The following is a 17,020-nucleotide window of genomic DNA, read 5'->3' on the forward strand; positions in this document are numbered from 1 at the left end:
AAATTCTTTACATGCTGTTACGGCTTGAACATCCATAAAGCAAGAAAATCATCGGAATATCTCTACTGTATCTTTTCAAAATAGAATGCTCACTATCAAGTTATGCTTCTTAATGTGGCTTTGTTCGCGCGACTGTTCTTCCTAGCGTTTCAGCTCTTCCTTATCCAGCGCTTCCCTCAGCACATTCCTGCTCAGGCAATTTTCTTTTTTGCTCAGCAAATGCAAAGCACACCGGCGAATGACATTGGAAATGGAGCCACCGGACAGCTCCGCTTCGGCCGCCATATTGATCAACGCATCCGCATCGCTGCCCAGCCAGTTTGACGGCAGCATTTTCTTCCACAATTCAACCCGCATATCCCGTTCAGGCATCGGGAAATAGATGACGGACTGGAATCGTCGGGAAAACGCTTCATCGATATTGGCGCGAAGATTCGTCGCCAGAATAACCGTACCGGGAAAATCCTCGATCCGCTGCAGCAGATAGGCGACTTCCTGATTGGCATGGCGATCATTGGACGTATTGGCGGACGTGCGTTTTCCGAACAAGGCATCCGCTTCATCGAAAAAGAGAATCCAGTTCCTGTTCTCGGCCAGATCGAAAACAACCGCCAGATTCTTCTCCGTCTCGCCGATGTATTTGGAAACAATCATGGACAGATCCACCCGGTAGACATCCATCCCGTTCCTTTTGCCGATCAGCGTGGCGGCCAACGTCTTGCCCGTACCCGGAGGACCGTAGAAAAGCGTGCGGTATCCCGCTTTCAGGAAACGGGACAACCCCCACTCCTCCATCACGGTTCGATGCCCTTGAATCCATGTATTGATCTCGCCCAACTCATTCTGCACCCGATAATCCAGAACCATATCCTCCCATTCCAGAGCCGTTGTGACGCGCTTGGCCGGAAAACCCATGCGATAATCCGGTTTATACTCCCTGCCGAAGAAAACCCGGCTCAGCAACTCATCCGAGGCACGAAGCTGCCCGCTCAAAAACGGTTCTCCTTCTCCGCCGCCTTCCATATGCAGAATATTCCGGACATGGAGCCGATGATCTTGATGAAAAAGCTTGATGACATCCTGCCTCTTCTCCGCATTTTCCCCGGCCAGAATGAAGGCAGCCGTTTCTCCCGTCGGCAAAAAACCTCCGTGAGAAAGCCCCTTCCACCCCCCGAACTCCGTATAGGGGCGGCCTACGCCCGTATTCTGCACAAACAGGATATCCAGCCCCTGAGGACAAACATGGGGCATCAGCGCCAGCATAACGACAACCTTCTCGCGGAAATCCAAATCGTCCACCCCCGTCATCCGCTCCAGCCAGCCATCCTCCGGAGCCTGCACCTCTTCCAAATCGGAATATTCACACTCCTGCCGGAAATAAAGCGCAAGCGATACCCTTAAAAGCCGATTGAACCAGAGAATATGCTGTTCCATGAACTCTGTTTTTCTATCATTAAAACCACATATCAACGATATGCATACTTGTCCGTTACAAGAGCGTTATCAAATACGCCTCACACCAGCCTTAATACCGCCGTTCTTGATTGTTGATAAGCGGACGGGGTCGAATGTTTTGGAAATTGCAGTTTGAGTATCAAGACTGACGAGATCCCATTCGCCATTGATCAGATGTATAAAATCCATGAAATAATCCTTCTTCTTCTTCTGCACATCCAAAGCCTTTTCTACCAAATCACTTGCTATTAAATCATTTTCTCTATCAAGGCCATATGGGTTTTTGATCTTCACCTTATACACCGTATTAAGGCAATCTTCAATGTCACCAGCTATTTTTTCTGCAAAAGGATCGTTTTTAACTACTCCCCATGCTTCCTGCCCAGTACCTGTAATAGTTTTTACACTGGCACCCTCCGCACCCGTCACCGTTGCAGTTGCAGACGGCCAAGTCGCCAGAATGGCATTCTTGACCGTATCAATCACAGCATCCGATCCACCGCGTGTCAAGGCAGTTCCCGCATCGCATGACGTGAAGATGATATCGTGATCGCCGTCCGGCATGGCTGCCTCACCTTTGGTCAACTTGTCCGCAATCTCCTCTCCCGAGTATTCACCGGATGAGCCAATGCTTCCATGCCCAACCATTGCAATCTTCTCCTTAGAACTCAGTGTACTGAAATTCGAATCCTCGAAATTCTCAATGATTCCGCCAGCAATTGTTTGGCCGAATGCAATAGAATTCAACGTCACATAATCTGCAGAAGAATCCTTATTGTCACTGGTGACCGACACCCGGCGTTGTATACTGCCAGACAATCGATGGTCTCTGCAATCAAGAATACTGTAACTTTGCACAACCTTATTCGGAATCAACGGATCCAAGGTCCTTCCTACTGCATTTTTTACTATTCTGCATTTCATCTTATGTTTTTCTTTGATTTACCTTCTTTGAGCAATATCCCATACCCCGATTGTCAAATCATATCGTTCGCCTTGTTACCCATCACATCCGCCTCATGTTCCAGCATCGCATCGTCATTGACCGGCATGCCTCCTATTTCAGTCGTCGGCGACACCTCGTCGCCCATCTGCTGAACCACATGCCATGCTTCATGCGGAATGTGCTGTTCCTGTCCCGGAGCTACATGAATATCAGTCCCCTGCGTGTAAGCCAGAGCCTGCACAGTCGCAGGCTGGGATGAATTGTAGTGTACCCGCACGTCATCCATAGAGAACCCGGAAAGCTGCTCTACTCCCGATTTCAAATGATCCGGCAAGCCTGTGAGGTTCGGTCTTTGCTGGATGGGGGCGAGCTCTTCATCATCTTCCTCCATCTGAACGGGAGTGGTTGAAAATTTACCTTGAAGGACATCTTCCTCGTCCAAAGCCAGCCGTTGAACGGCTGGCTCCGGTATTCCATTCGTATGGCGGTTATCGACGAATTGCATGGTGCCTGCATCCCTGACCGGCTGTATGGTACGCGCAACTTTTTCCTGATATGTTTTTTCCGTTTTCATCATTTTCTCTCTTCTTCATATTCAACCCTGCTTGCCGGGATTTTTCATCTTCTTCGTTTTACCCAATGACCGATACCATTCGATCAGCATCAGACATTCCTCCATTCAACAATAATCATTTTTTTCAACCATGGAAACCGTATCATTTTATATGACCACGGAAGCGAATCCAAGAGCATGTCGTAAGCACGTTGATCCACGGTCAACAGCCATTTTTCCTCCAACTGCTCCAAACGGCCTGAACGCGCAATAAACGCATTCCGAAATCCCTGCACGGAAGTATTCTTCAGTTTCTCCCAGTTTGCCATCACCCCCTCCATCATGGAGGCAGCCGTCTCCATCTCGTGTGGCGTCAGTTCCAGAGATTTGGGCAGAGGGCAGGAAAAAGGGCACTCAGCCAGAACACGGTTGAAGGCCAGTTCCTGTTCTTCGTATTCCGTGTTTTGCCCGGTGACAAGATACTGCAGGATGAAGATCGCCCGTATCCGGGATTCCGTATTCTTGAAGTCCCCCATTTCTTCATTCAACAGACCCAGCATGGAGAATAAACGGCGAAACCACGGCACAAGCAAAACAAGTCCGGCATTGTGCACCGTCAAATACTTCACATCTTCCATGGTCGGGCTGACTGTCGCTTGATCTTCCGATGGGGAAACGGACAGTTCACCCAAAATCGACTCCGTTGTTATGTTCTTTGAATCCATTTGTTTGTTATTTATTGGTTGTTGTTCTGAAGGTTGTGCTTCTTCTTCCGAAAGCATGAACTGCAAAAACAGCTTCGCAAGCGAATCGGCTGTCATCTGGCGGGAATAATCGTTTTTGATACGCAACAGCATTTCCAGCAATCCACGTTTCAACGTTTGTTCCGATACGGAATGCCTCTCCCTCAACCTTTCGATGATTTGGTTCAGCATTTCCGCCTTTGCCAGAGAAATGCGAGCAATCAGGCCCACCAGAGACCGTGTATCCATCCATTCGCAGATGCCTCTGTCAGAGCTGCCGCCGACACACTGCAAAACGACTTCCACAAGAGCGCCAGGGCATTCTTCTGCATGAATGGCCAATATACGCTTCTTCTCTCCGGCAGAAACTTCTTCATCCTTCAGCCATGCCAGCAATCTCCCGGCATGCAAGGAAGCCACGGAAGCAGTCTCTGACGAAAGCATGGATTCATGCCCATCGATCGGGCGGAGATTCAGTTCATCCAGCAATCGGCCCACATCCTGCCGGGATGCTTCCATATCCGTCGAACCGCTCTTTTCCCTCTCAATCCGTCCGTCGGCAATACGGTGAAGATTCCCAACCAACTGCCGGACCATTTCTTCATGACTCCACGTCCTCAGCAGAAGAGCTTTCCCTTCCACAAGCCACAGCAGCAACGCCTGCCCGAGCCAGGCCTCCCATTCCGCACGTCCGGCCGCAGCCACACCGTATTGCTTTCCGCCGCTCCGCATGATGGCCTCGGCAGCACGCGAAAGCAGCTCTTTACGCTCCGGCACAATGCTGCCGAAAACCTTCATCAAGTCCGAATAGGGCAGCGCTCCGGCCAATCTCCGGAAGGCGTCTTCATCCCTGCTGAAGCTTTCCAAAGCCGGAAGCAGGGCGGCTGAATCCGAATCCACAAGTTTTCGCAAGAGCCTTTCTTTCTCTTCCGAAGTTCCGGACATCTCTGCAATCAACCGCACATCATGGCCGCATTCCGCCACACTGTATTCCACTTCCCCGGATTCCTCCACAATCCCCATGCTTTCGCCGGATACAATGCCCTGCGACGAGGAAGCATTGCCCTGTGTATGCGAATGGAGCGACCGTATCAGGATCTTCCATAAGTCGCCATCCGCCACACCGCGATCCGCATTCTTTCTTGCCGTTTTGCCCGTCAAATGCTTTTCCAGAAGAAGAAGCGCCTCTTCATACCCGCTTTCACCCACCAGAGCACACATGAACCGCCTGCACAGCGCTTCCGGCACCAATGTCGCAAAAACACCGGATTCCGTCCACTGGGCCAGTACCGCCAAAATGCGGGCATCCATTCCGGCCTGCGATGAATCCGCCATGAGTTCACGCACCGCACTGCTTGCACACATCCACCGATACAGAACTTTCACCTGCCGCAATCGTTCATTCCCCATGCTCTCGAACAGGAACTCCGCCATCGACATCATCAAGGGATGCCCGCCCAATTCCGCAAAACGGTGCAGCAAGCCATTCCTGCGCAGCTCAAGAAGCATCTGCGGCCAGCTTGTCTGGCAGGCTTCGAGATAGGCGGCCAGCAGCATCCTGCGTTCCTCTTTACCTGGTCGTTCATGGGTCAGGATGGCATGCAAGCGGGAAAACAGACGTTCATCGGGCACAGCATTTTCCGGCCATTCCTGCTCGCTTGGCGGCAGAATGTTCCCGCCGTTTTCATAAATCCATTCGTTGAACACGTTCAAATGCAAAGCTCTCGCCACCACTTGCAGCGACCGGAACACATGTTCCTCTCCAGATTTCATTTCAGGCAGAGGATTCCCCTCTTCATCCAACCCATCAAGGAAAGCGGATACCAGTATTCCGACCTCCTCTTCCGGGCCGGCGCTTCGGCCTGCATGATGAAGCCAAAAATACAACAAGCCTTTTTTGACGGACCATGCGGAAACTTCCCGACCACTCGCAGCCATCGCCCCTGTGCCGGACGCCGGATGCTCCATCGCCCACACGGTTTGCCGAGCCAGTTCGCAAGCGCGCAAAGACGACAAGGACAACAGCACATACAGCATCTCCCGATCCGCCAACTCGGCGACCAGCCTGAACATGCCTTTCCGGCGGAGCAAGGCGCAGAGCATGGCTTCCGTGCCGCGAGGCTCTTCCCGGAAACAGGCAGCCAGATATTGCCGGCGTTGTTCCACTGGCAGGGACTCATCCGCCACCATCTCCGCAAATTGCGTTTCGAGCCTCCGGGGCAATCCGTCCTGCAGCGGAGAAGATACCGCGCCGCTCCTCTTCGCCGGAAATCTCAGCAGGGAAAGCCTCATGAACATATGATACAGCTCCATGTTGAAATACCCTCCATCGACCGGAGTGCCGTCCGCATGGAGCGGCTGCCGCCTGTAAAGAACGTCCAGCACATCCAGATAATATTCCCGCCCGAAGACTTCCAACAGGAATTGCACGGTCAATTCCGCCTTCGACAAATAGGCGGCATCCATTCTTTTTCTGATAAAAGAAAGGAATTTGACATTCAAGTGCTGCCGAAACTGTTTCTTGTCGCCGAACGAATACACGCCGTTGAACGGATAATTTTCCAGAAACCAGTTGTAGAGGTAATGCCAGTAGGGCGGAACATCCACTTCCGCATGGCTCTCGCATTCTTCCACCATGATCCTCTTCACCGTCAGGGAATCCAGCAACTCCGCCAATGCGGGCAGCATATCGCCGCCGGATTCATGAATGAAGCGCACGACGATTTCCGGCGAGGATTCCAGAACCGCCGCCAGATACCGCTGCTTTTCAAAATGGCTGATGGCCGGGCTGGACAGCCAGAACATGCTGCCCGCCCATTGCGCCAACAGCAGAGGGCGCAGGTTTTCCGGCATCCTCTCCACCAATTTCATCCTGACGGCGGTACGGGTGGATTCCGCCAGGGTACGATCGGCATCCAGTCCCGCATTCAAGCAGGCCGCCAGACGACGCAGCAACTCCGCGTCGCCCTGCACAGCCTCCAGAAAACCGGCCATCAGGCCGGGCCGGGCCGTTGCCAGAGAGGCCAGCATCCTCTGCCGGTCATCCTGACCGATTTGTCGGCAATCATTCCATGCCGTCGCCAAGATGCCGAATTGCCGCCCGTCCGCACCGGATAAGAGCCGCTCCATGCGGCGCGCTTCCTGAAAACAGCTCCGCATCAAGAGAGCCAGCGCATCCGGCGCATGCTGGATGATGAACGCCAGCTCTTCCCGCATATCAAAACGGCCGTCGTGCCATTCCGGCTTGCAAACACCGCAGGACAAATAAAACAGAAGATTTTCCAAACGTCTCTTCGCCAATTCCCGGCCGAAAATTCTCTGCATCGTGCCGGGACGGAAGACGCGCTCCAGCTCCTCCCGCACACGCACAGGAAAAACCGTCAACAATTCTTCTTCCTCCATACGGCCCAGATTCAGGGTCAGGGAATCCACTTCGATCAACTCGTCCCTTCCGTCAAATCCGGAAAGAAAATCGTCCAGCACCTCCGTGAAGCACCGACGGCAAAAATCATCCCACCCGGCATACAGATCGGCAGCGAACGTTTCATTGTCCGCAACGAATTGAAACGATAGCCGGTCTACGGTAATCATACATCGGAAACAGATTTGGAGTGGTTCAGAATGTGCAGAATGCCGTCCGCATACGTTTCACTGCCGCTTCGGTGCAAACTCACGCACCACTTGCGGTAATTTTCCTCGAATCTCTGCATTTGAAGAACATCCAGCCAATGCAACCGCGCATTCAGGTGAGCCGGGAGAAGGCTTCTGACCAGTTGCTTGCATCTTTCCCGGAAGCGGGCTGATTTGAACCGCGCCGTCCAGTCGGGAAAGACGAATGAAACGGTGAAGTATTCAGGCGGATTCAGCAACTGGCGTTCCACGACATACACCACCTCACTCTTGAGATTCAGCTCCCGGAGATAATGGCGCAGCGTCCGGGCCAGCTCCAGCAGCCTTTCCCGATCGTTCATGCGGCCCAGACAACACCATTCCCGATCCTCATTGTTCCAGAAAGCGAGCAAATATTCCCCCTCTCCGAGATGAACCAATTTATAGTTATCCAGACAGACGCCCCCCCGGAACAAGCCACCGCTGATCATATTGGTATGGAAGAAGCCCAATTCCCGCCGCAACGCTTCATACCGCCCGGCGCGCTCCTTTCTCCCGCATTGCCGCCACTCGTTTTCCTCAATCGGCGAATAGCCGATTTTTTCGATATTCCCGATATTGGCCCGATCCATCCGGCTTTCATCGATCAGCATGGAAGTCATCCTGTCCCTGAACGGCTTGTATTCAGGATCATCCCCCATCAGAATCAGATTATGGCTGGGAAGGATATTGCCCACCGACACCGTCTCATCCGCATTCATGCCGAGCAGCCATGACAAATAAGCCTTGATACCGGAAATATTGCTTGCCGACAAACCTCCCTCGATATCGCAGGCGCGAAAACGATTGCGCACAAGATGCGGCACTTGCCGCAAGAAGGCCATTCTCCTTTTCAGCAATTCGTCTTCCGTTTCACCATCCGCACTGAATTCGGACAGCCAGTCCGGGCAACTTTCCACGCCGAACAAACGATCGAGAAAATCCAGATAGCGCGTTTTGACGCCGAAGACATCCCGAAACCGATCATTCGTCTTGTACCGGATCTGCCCTTCCTGCGGCAAAATATCCATGGTCGACAAAACCGCAGCATGCCCGTTCTCAAGGGAAAGCAGATCCTTGACCAGGCGCAGTTCACTCAATCCTCTTCGGATCACACGATCATACAAATCCAGATAGGAGGACAAGGGGGCGGAACATCCCTTCCCTGCGTCCGTTGCCGATGAAGGCAGAGCTCCATTCCTCAGGCCATAGCAGCCCGGCATATCGGCGGCAATGGGCTTATGCCCGAACACCCGGCGATACACGCCCCCGGGCAGGAAACGGCAGGCATCGGCGCCCTTTTCACCACCCTCTGCGGCAGCCGGGCGCAGGCGGGCCAACACATCGGATTGATGCAACACCTGCAGGTTTTCCATGAATTGATCCGCATCAAAAGAAACTTCCAGCTCATCCACAGTCATTCGAACCCGGAAATCCTGCTGCTGCCGGGGTATCGCAACCTGATACTCCGGGCTGAAATTCGTGATGATGCGGCCCTTCTGATCCAGAAAATAACAGGTTTTGAAGCCCCTGATGCCCGGGAGAGAGGCAAGCTGCTTGTATAATTCGTGTTCCGTATTGTCCTGCCGGGGTATCGTCACCCTCGTTTTCCCGGTCGGGCCTTCCAGCCATTCTTCCGGAGACAATCCGCCGGGTATGCACTCTCCCGCCCGCTCCACCAGCACGGAGCCGGACAGATAACGGATGATATGCCAATAAACCAGCGCCAGCAGCTCTGCAGGATCGGCTCCTGCCTCGATTTCCAATTCCGCATGGAAAAACAAAGGCAGCGTCTTTTGCAGCCGGACGTTTTTCAAGGTTTCGCACAAATTGCGGTGAGCCTGAAAATGAGCCTGCACTTTCTCAAGAATATCCGGTGATTCATCCAGAGGCGAACACCGCACATTGATATTGTAAGCCCCGGTCGCCGCATCGCACTGAATCCCGATCCATTCCAAAGCCGGAAATTCGGCATACAGCAGTTTCCGATAATCGTCCGGCGTCACAGGCGCATTTGAATAAACATCTTCCGGAAAGAACAATCCGAAATGTTCCGGAGAAAAGGCTTCCGCTTCGCCCGTCAAATAATCCTGCAAATCGAAACCGAGTTTGTAATCCAGCTCTGTCAGGGCATAATTGGCCACATCAGCAATGGTGACTCCCGGATCATGCGCGTTGAAATCCGTCCATACGCTGCCCGACAGGCGCTGTATCTCGTCCAGCGTCTTTTTCTGCAGGACAGAATACAAAAAATCCTCTTTGCGCTTCTGCTCGATGTACAGGCCGTCGGTATCCATTATCCTTATCCCTTCTTGATTAGTTCAGACCCGGAGCCTTATTCTTCCATACTTCCGTCATCCGGTAGCGTATCGTTCCCTCGTACATTCGCCTGCCCCGCATTTGAAGAAACAATCCCCCGTTTTTCCTCTTCCACCGGAGGCAAATGGGACCGCGCCATATCCCCCACCGTTTCTGGGGAGAAGAAAGCCTCAACTGCCCCCCGCCGCAATGGCTGGCCTCGGCCTCGGCCATGCGGCAGCACGTCTTTCCGCGATGGTAAACGGCCAATATCCGGTACACCCTGCATCCGTGGCTTTCCCTGCCGGCTTTCGCCTCAATCGGCAAATCGTGCCAATAACCGTCGGCGGGCATCATCCGGCAGGCATCCCCGGCATCAGGCTCTACGGCAGGGGAAATGGTACGCCCTTGCGCAATGACAAGCACCGATTTTCCCGTTTCATCCTTCAGAATCAATTCCTTGTTTTGACCCGCAGCAAGAGTCCAGCAAGGAAGCGCACCACCGCTTCCCTCCCCCCCGAAAGCATCCGCGCCTTCCGGGGCGTTTCCATAGAACGAGGCCCATGTATCATGCCCCTCCCGAGAGTAAAAGGCGATACCGTCGCGGGCTGTGCGGACGACGCCGTCTTCCCGTATATTGGGCATCGAGTCGATCAATTCGGCAAACTGTTCCTCCGTAGGAGCATTGCCCGACTTGAAATATTCCTTAAGCGTGTTCCTGTCTTTCATAACTGTTCCTGATAATGAAATTGGCTCCGATCTCGGCCCTGCCTATCCCCGCATTCAACGGCAGCAGCCTGATGCGGGTAATATGAGGAACGAGAACGTACCATGGTTTTTTCGCGGCAATGTATTGCCCGTCGGACTGAACGTCTACATAATCTTCCCAGCCTTCTCCCGCGCTGATGGACAATTGGTGCAACTGCACGATATCCTCATCATTGACCAGCCGGGAATGCAACTCCCGATAGGAATAATGCCACCCAAGCTCCGGCAGAGAACCCGATGCCATCCATCCGGAAAAATAGCTGTTGATGCGCCTGCACATTCTTCGCACGACCGCCTCTTCATCCACAGAGCCGGCTTTCATGACAGCCGCGCAGGCCACATTGATCTGCGGATACTCCGGATTGCACACCCGCAGGGGAGCAAAAGGCGAAGCATATTCTGCAAGGCAATTCCCGATTGCGGACAGTTTCCACGCCGGAGTCCACGGATACGGGCTGTCCGCCTGTCGGGACAACACAACGACACGCACCTCCGCAGGCGCAGATTCCTTCCTCTGCGGAAAACAATACACCTTCTCGATTTCGGAAAACCTCTCCAACACCAGCCGCTCATAATCCTTCGGCGTAATGGCCCGGCGCCTGTCCGCCATGCGGGCGCTCTGCCGCACGGCAACCATATCTTCCGTCTCCTCCGGCTGCCCCCCGCATCCGGGCAAAGGCTGGCACACCGCGCCAATCCTCTCATCGGCCTCCAGCAGCTCCTGTATTGTCCCGGCGGGCAGGGAATGTCCGTCGCCGCCTTCGGCCTCGACCACCACGCAATTCATGTAAATGCAGCGCACGGCGAGGCACTGCCCCACATCTCCGCTTACACGCAGCCGCAACCAGAACAGCCCATCCCTGTCCAGCCAGCGTGCATTCACATCCTCCGGCAGCTCGACCTCCATAAAACCGCTTCTGGTCAATCCTCCCGTCCCGTCTTCAATCACCGCCACACCATCATAATCGTTCCACAACCCTTCTCCCACCCCATAATCACAGGAAAGAACCGGCAAAACTCCATCGCCACCCGCCGCACAGCAAACGACATGGCCTCCGGAACCCAGATCGAAATACATCCGCACTCTGCGCACTCCCGGAGCATGGCGAAAAGCGAAATAAAGCAGATGCTCCCCGGCCGGATTCCAGGCGAATGCCTGCGGCTCCTTCATATCCACAGGCACAAAACCGGACACCACGGAAATGCGCGACAACTCCACCCCCTCCGACCGAAAGCGGTTGATCTCCGCCGTGGCCTTGTAAGAAAGCGACAGATCCGACAGCACGGGAACCACTGGCATGACAGGAAGCGCCCTTTGCCGCTTTTCCTTATTCCTGCTGTTATGGATCATGGTTTCCGCGAACAGGCGCCTGTACGCTTCCATGCCGAACCCCATTCCCGGCTCCTGAAGTACGATCCGGAAAAAGCCCGTACGATCCCGGTGGTACTCAAAGGCCTCGCAGGCTGCACCATCCAGGGCTATCTCCCTTGCCGCCTGCCTCCGAAAAGGAATGACGGCATCTTCCTGCAAGCGGCCCGTCTCCGGCGAGAGTGTAAAAAGCGGTTCGGTCGCGCCGTCGCGCAGGCACGGATGCCATTGCCCGTTTTTCTGCCATTCCGTCTTGATGCGGAAAGAAGCATTGGTAATCGACGAAGCCGCCGGATAATTTTTATAAACATCGGCATATCCCCCATCCGTTTGAGGCAGCCTGTTCCATACCCCTCGCAGCTCGATTTCCGTCCATTTTTTGAAACTCAACTCCTTGTGTCCGAACATCAACCACGCCCCCCGTTCCGCCTGAGTACCGAAAGGATATACCGGCTGGGAAGCATCCAGCTCTCCCAGTTCATTATACAAGCTGATCGCACGAATACCGCTCGCCTGCACCTCGATTCTGACAGCGGAAAACACGGCGCCCGTCATCCATTCATTTCCGGGAACTCCGCAATCAACCAGAATACGGACAATCGGGTCACGGGACTCCAGGCCATGCAGCGCATCCGTGCATGGCACGATAGCGGCGTCCTGCATATCCAGCTCAAATGAACACGACAACTCCACATCCTCGGAGGAATCGAGAGAAAGAACCGCCGTTTTGCAGATCCAGCCTTCAGCGCCGCTCACCTCTACGGCAACATCCTGCATACCCTGCCCCAAGGTGGAAGAGGCCTGCATCCCATCCAGCCGGAACAGAAGACGAATACTCCTCTCCCCCTCTTCCAAGAGCAGCACACGGGATTCGACCATCCAGCCGCATGGCGCCCTCAAAACAGCCTCGGTATTTTCAGGGAACAAGCATGTCTCAAAAGCCGGATCGGAAAAATCGACCGGCAGGCGATAAACTTCCCCTCTGCGCTCGAATACGGAATGGACGGCCTCCAGCTTCATGGCTGTCATGAACTCCCTCGATAACGTGCCGTAAAGCAGCTCCCTGCCGTCCGCCAAAACTCCGGCCTTGAACTTGGTACCCGCTTCAAGGAAAAAACCATTCGAGCATCCCCCGGAAGGCTCAATGGAGACAAAGGTTCTATCCTGAATGCACGCTCTGGCTCGGGCTTTGAGAATCTCCCGGAAGTAAAAATCTGGCAGCCTCTCGATCGTCCTGTTGAACTTTCGGACAATCTCGCCGTAATTCCGAACAAACGTCAGCAAAAGAGCCAAAGACGGCTCCATATCACACCCTTCCTCCACCATCCGGATATACTCGTCACTCCGCTCCTTGATACAGTGGACGGCATTCAGCATCCTGTAATACGGCAGATTGGAGCGAATGCCGATTTCCTTGCGCCCGGCGGGCTGGCTGTCCGGAAAATCCAGTGATTCACGCAACGTTTTCTCGATGAGCCGCGCCGCCTGCACATCGGAAGTCCGCGAATATTCCGCCCCAACCTCATGGTAGCGCGAATTCAGAAAACGCCCTATTCGTTGCAGCCAGTCCAAAACCTTGTTCCGCAAATCATCGTCGTATTCCTGTTGCCGGGATGTACCTTTCCCCTGTACAAAAGAAGCCTTGTAGCTCCGCACATCCTTCTGGACGATTTCAATCAGAATAGTCAGAATATGATCCTTCCAAAGATCCGCCGGCATCACAACCCCTTGGTTGTGAGTATACTCCGAAGAGGCAGCGCCGCCTACGGATGTAATCCAGCGAAACAGCTCCCGCCAATCGCATTCCATCGCATCGAACCCGCCAAGAACCGCCCGACCCGACCGACAATCGGATTGAGACATACCCTTATTCACATAGACATCTGCCCCGGCCATAGCTTCTAAAGAATCAAATCCGTACCTTCATTCAGATAAAACGGGTACACCATATTGCTGCGCCTGTTGACGCTATTGATCGTGTAATCCAGCAGAATACGCAGTATCCCCTGCTCATGGTCGATTTTGAATTCGACCGATATCAGTCTGATACGGGGTTCAAACAAAATCACGGCCCTCTCTATTTCATTCCGAAGAAGAGTCTGTGCCGCCGTATCCATCGCTTCAAAGGCGTATCTGCGCAGATCGCAGCCATAATCGGGGCGGTGTACCCGCTCTCCCGGAGAACAGCTCAACAAAACACACAAACTCTGCTGTATGTCCTCGTCGCCATCGACCATGTTCACACCATGAGACCTCTTACCGAATTCCGGAGGAAAACTCCAGCCCTTGCCTAAAAACGCATTATCATTCATATGATTATCGTTATCATCCTATCCAAACATTCGGGCAGCCCAGTACAATGGAGCCTCCGTGCGCCGTCGTATCCCCCATCCTTGCTGCCGGTTTGCCCCCTATTAACACAGTAGAGGAACCTTTGACAATAGTATCCGGCGGGCCGACGCACACGCACATGTCTCCCATGACGGCTGCCGGCAATTTGCCGATCAGCACCGTAGGCACGCCCGGCCCCGCCACAGGGCCTCCCACATGAGGTATGGGAGGAAGCCCCGGCGTCTGCATGGGGCAGACATGCATATCGCTTATTCTTGCTGCTGGTTGAGGCATTGTTTTTCCTTTCTTTTCTAGTTGATCATAACCATGGCTCCCTTGATGACCGTCTGCCCCGAAGCGGAAAGCTCCGTCGAGGCATTCCCCTTGATCGTAAAAGAAACCTTTGCCGAAGCCTTCACATTGGTTCCGGTAATCACGATATCCGAATTGGCGCTGATTTCAGCCTTGGAGCAGGCTTTCGCGACAATATCGCCTTTCGACTTCAAGAAAATATCCTTTGCGGACGAAAGAGAAATACCGTCCTTGTCCATGCAAATCTCGTTTTTATGTTCATCGCACAATCTGATGGACTTTTTCTCATCATTGATCTCCACCGTATTCTTGCCGGGAGTATGCAGAATGATCGTCTTCTGTTTTTCGTCAAACTTCAGCTCCAGTTTTTCCCGGGTCGTCACGGTCTTGATGTCATTATCCTGCTCGAACCCGAACGGGGGCTGGTGCTTTTTCCCGTAAAGACTGCCCAGCACGACGGGGTGGCACGGATCATGATTGATGAACCCCACGAGCACCTCATCACCTTTCTCGGGCAGAAACAGGCCACCAGCCGCAGCGGTGGCATACGGCGAAGAGAATCGCGCCCAAAGCGCCTTCTTCGAACCATCCATCCAGGGCAATTCCACACGAATACGGCACTCCTGCCGGGGATCGTCATGGAGCTGCGTGACAACTCCCGTATGCAGGCCTTCCAGCCCCGGAAGAAACCCGGCTCCCGGAGGAGACGCCACATCCGGCTCTTCCGTAATCATGGAAGGGCGCACGCCGATGCCCGCCTCGGTCACCCACTCGTTATTCTCGATGGAATGGTGAACGGAACCGATAAAAACATTCCCGTTGAACCGCTTGCCCAGCCCCTTCAAGGCAATCAGGCAGCCGGGTTCGACTTCGGGCGATCCATAAAAACTGAAACTCCCCTGATAGCGGGACAGCCCCGCCTTCAACGCCATGCTGTTCACCCATTCTTTCAGGGCGTCGCCTTCTATCGGGGCATCCGTCTGCAGCAGGAGATCTCCGCCGCAGGCAATATCTCCCGGCTGCAAATCACCCTGTTTATTCAGAGCCGGAGCCGCCGAAGCGATCTTCACCTGCTTTTGCTGCGACGGATCCCATGAAATCCCGGAATAGCGGGCAAACTGCTCTCCGCCCGACAGGGAACCGTCAAAAGCGATCATATCCAAACCGCAAGTCACAGTCAGCACGGGAGAAGAAGACACCTTCGGCTTGATCGCCATGATCTCCTTCCCCTTCACACAGATGAACAGGCCGCAGGCATCCGCCCGAGACAGGGCAAAATCCCAGTCCGTACAATAATACTGCACCATCTCTGGATGCTGGTACGCCGTCGCATCCGCCTTCACGCTCCCATAGTCGGAAAGCGCCTCCTTGATCATCTCGCTATCCTTCTTCTTCTCGAAAATACGGTTCTTGCGCCCCTGCGTGGCGGGATAAGCGCAATCGCGGCATTCCACAACCATATGGGCGCGTTCTCCCCGCCCCGCACGAATACCTACCTCCGTGACAATCCCTTCAAAAAGGGTATCCTGATGATTCACATCGCCAGCATCGAACCGTATCGTACTGCCCGGCTTGAAACAAGCGGCATCCGTCTCCGGAAATACCTGCTTATCCAAATCGCCTGCATTGAACTTCAATGTGGCCATCCCGATTCTGTTCAACTCCAGCCGGATGGAGGCGGATATCAATTCATGGGAATCATCCAGCCTTTTGCCGTTGCTGTAAACGCTCCATGCGAGCACTCTGTCTTTATATACCGATGGTGATTTCTCCATAATATCATTCTTTCTTCAAAGGAGGAAACAGAATAGACGTTCCGGCTGGAATGTCCCTGAATCCGTTGAGGTTATTAAACCGGGCCACTTCTCCCGCAAACAGGGAATCCCCGTAAATCCGGTAGCACAGGCAGGCCAGCGTATCGCTCTCCTTCATCACGATAATCCTCGACATATCGGGAGACAGCTTCGTAAACATCTTCTTGTCTTCCCCGCTGCTTCGGAACCCTGAAAAGGACAACTCGACTTTTGCCCGCAGAGGAATGCCGCTCGTATTGAAGAGTGTATACTCCACCTTCATGGAATCAAGCTGGCCCTTGAACACCAGCGTTCCATACACGATTATCACATAAGACGGGCGATGCCCTTCGCTATTGTACGAATACACACTGTCTTCCAGCGCCTTGATCTTATCATACACCCGGTCCTCCTTCCGTGTGCCTTCCACCACGCCCGTACAATCCACAATGAAAGCAAAAGCCAGAATCTCCGGCTTATACTTCTCGAAAACATTGTTTCCATTGGTCGTCCCCAGAGCCTTGTCTTCCTGATACACGATCCCTTTCTCGAATTTCAACGATTCGGGATTGAGCGGCAAGGTCAGCTTTGCCTTGTGCTCCTGTGAATAATTCACATCGGTGTATGAAAACAATGACAAGAATTCCATTGGGACGCTCCTTCTCTATCTTCTGTTTTTTGATCTTTGCAGAGGTTGCAATCTTTGACGGTTCAAAGACAATTCGCGGATCACATCCTCCTTGAGTCTGCGATACAACTGATCGGAAATCTCCGTCTTCCCGACAATCTTTTTCTCCACGACCG

Annotated in this window: 11 protein-coding genes; all 11 read right to left on the reverse strand. The window is 53.5% G+C overall.

Annotation, left to right across the window (positions count from 1 at the left end; translation table 11 throughout):
- Positions 1–141: 141 nt before the first annotated feature.
- Positions 142–1,434 (reverse strand): ATP-binding protein, encoded by a 1,293-nt coding sequence (locus AC781_RS06660; RefSeq protein ID WP_067775470.1) that lies wholly within the window; start codon positions 1,432–1,434, stop codon positions 142–144.
- Positions 1,435–1,503: 69 nt separating this feature from the next.
- Positions 1,504–2,340 (reverse strand): hypothetical protein, encoded by an 837-nt coding sequence (locus AC781_RS06665; protein WP_172801780.1) that lies wholly within the window; start codon positions 2,338–2,340, stop codon positions 1,504–1,506.
- Positions 2,341–2,432: 92 nt separating this feature from the next.
- The gene (locus AC781_RS06670) at positions 2,433–2,975 is read right to left on the reverse strand and encodes an eCIS core domain-containing protein (protein WP_067775627.1); all 543 of its coding nucleotides are present in this window, start codon (positions 2,973–2,975) and stop codon (positions 2,433–2,435) included.
- 89 nt (positions 2,976–3,064) lie between these two features.
- Positions 3,065–7,288 (reverse strand): contractile injection system tape measure protein, encoded by a 4,224-nt coding sequence (locus AC781_RS06675; RefSeq protein ID WP_067775476.1) that lies wholly within the window; start codon positions 7,286–7,288, stop codon positions 3,065–3,067.
- Entirely contained in the window at positions 7,285–9,642 is a 2,358-nt protein-coding gene (locus AC781_RS06680) for a hypothetical protein (protein ID WP_067775479.1), read from the reverse strand. The genes AC781_RS06675 and AC781_RS06680 overlap by 4 nt, the downstream gene beginning before the upstream one ends.
- Before the next feature lie 19 nt (positions 9,643–9,661).
- Positions 9,662–10,372, reverse strand: a complete 711-nt coding sequence (locus tag AC781_RS06685; RefSeq protein ID WP_067775482.1) for a hypothetical protein — start codon at positions 10,370–10,372, stop codon at positions 9,662–9,664.
- Positions 10,350–13,499 carry a baseplate J/gp47 family protein gene (locus tag AC781_RS06690; protein ID WP_141675795.1) on the reverse strand — a complete coding sequence of 1,050 codons (3,150 nt, stop codon included), beginning with the start codon at positions 13,497–13,499 and terminating at the stop codon, positions 10,350–10,352. Before AC781_RS06690 ends, AC781_RS06685 begins: the two co-directional genes overlap by 23 nt.
- Positions 13,500–13,681: 182 nt before the next feature.
- Positions 13,682–14,092 carry a GPW/gp25 family protein gene (locus tag AC781_RS06695; protein ID WP_067775488.1) on the reverse strand — a complete coding sequence of 137 codons (411 nt, stop codon included), beginning with the start codon at positions 14,090–14,092 and terminating at the stop codon, positions 13,682–13,684.
- A gap of 13 nt (positions 14,093–14,105) precedes the next feature.
- On the reverse strand, positions 14,106–14,405 hold the full coding sequence (locus AC781_RS13280; protein WP_083076680.1) for a PAAR domain-containing protein: 300 nt from the start codon (positions 14,403–14,405) through the stop codon (positions 14,106–14,108).
- A gap of 17 nt (positions 14,406–14,422) precedes the next feature.
- Positions 14,423–16,198, reverse strand: a complete 1,776-nt coding sequence (vgrG, locus tag AC781_RS06700) for a type VI secretion system tip protein VgrG (protein WP_067775490.1) — start codon at positions 16,196–16,198, stop codon at positions 14,423–14,425.
- Between the two features lie 4 nt (positions 16,199–16,202).
- Entirely contained in the window at positions 16,203–16,865 is a 663-nt protein-coding gene (locus AC781_RS06705; RefSeq protein ID WP_067775492.1) for a LysM peptidoglycan-binding domain-containing protein, read from the reverse strand.
- Between the last annotated feature and the right edge of the window lie 155 nt (positions 16,866–17,020).

Source organism: Neoakkermansia glycaniphila (genome assembly GCF_001683795.1).
GTDB lineage: Bacteria > Verrucomicrobiota > Verrucomicrobiia > Verrucomicrobiales > Akkermansiaceae > Akkermansia > Akkermansia glycaniphila.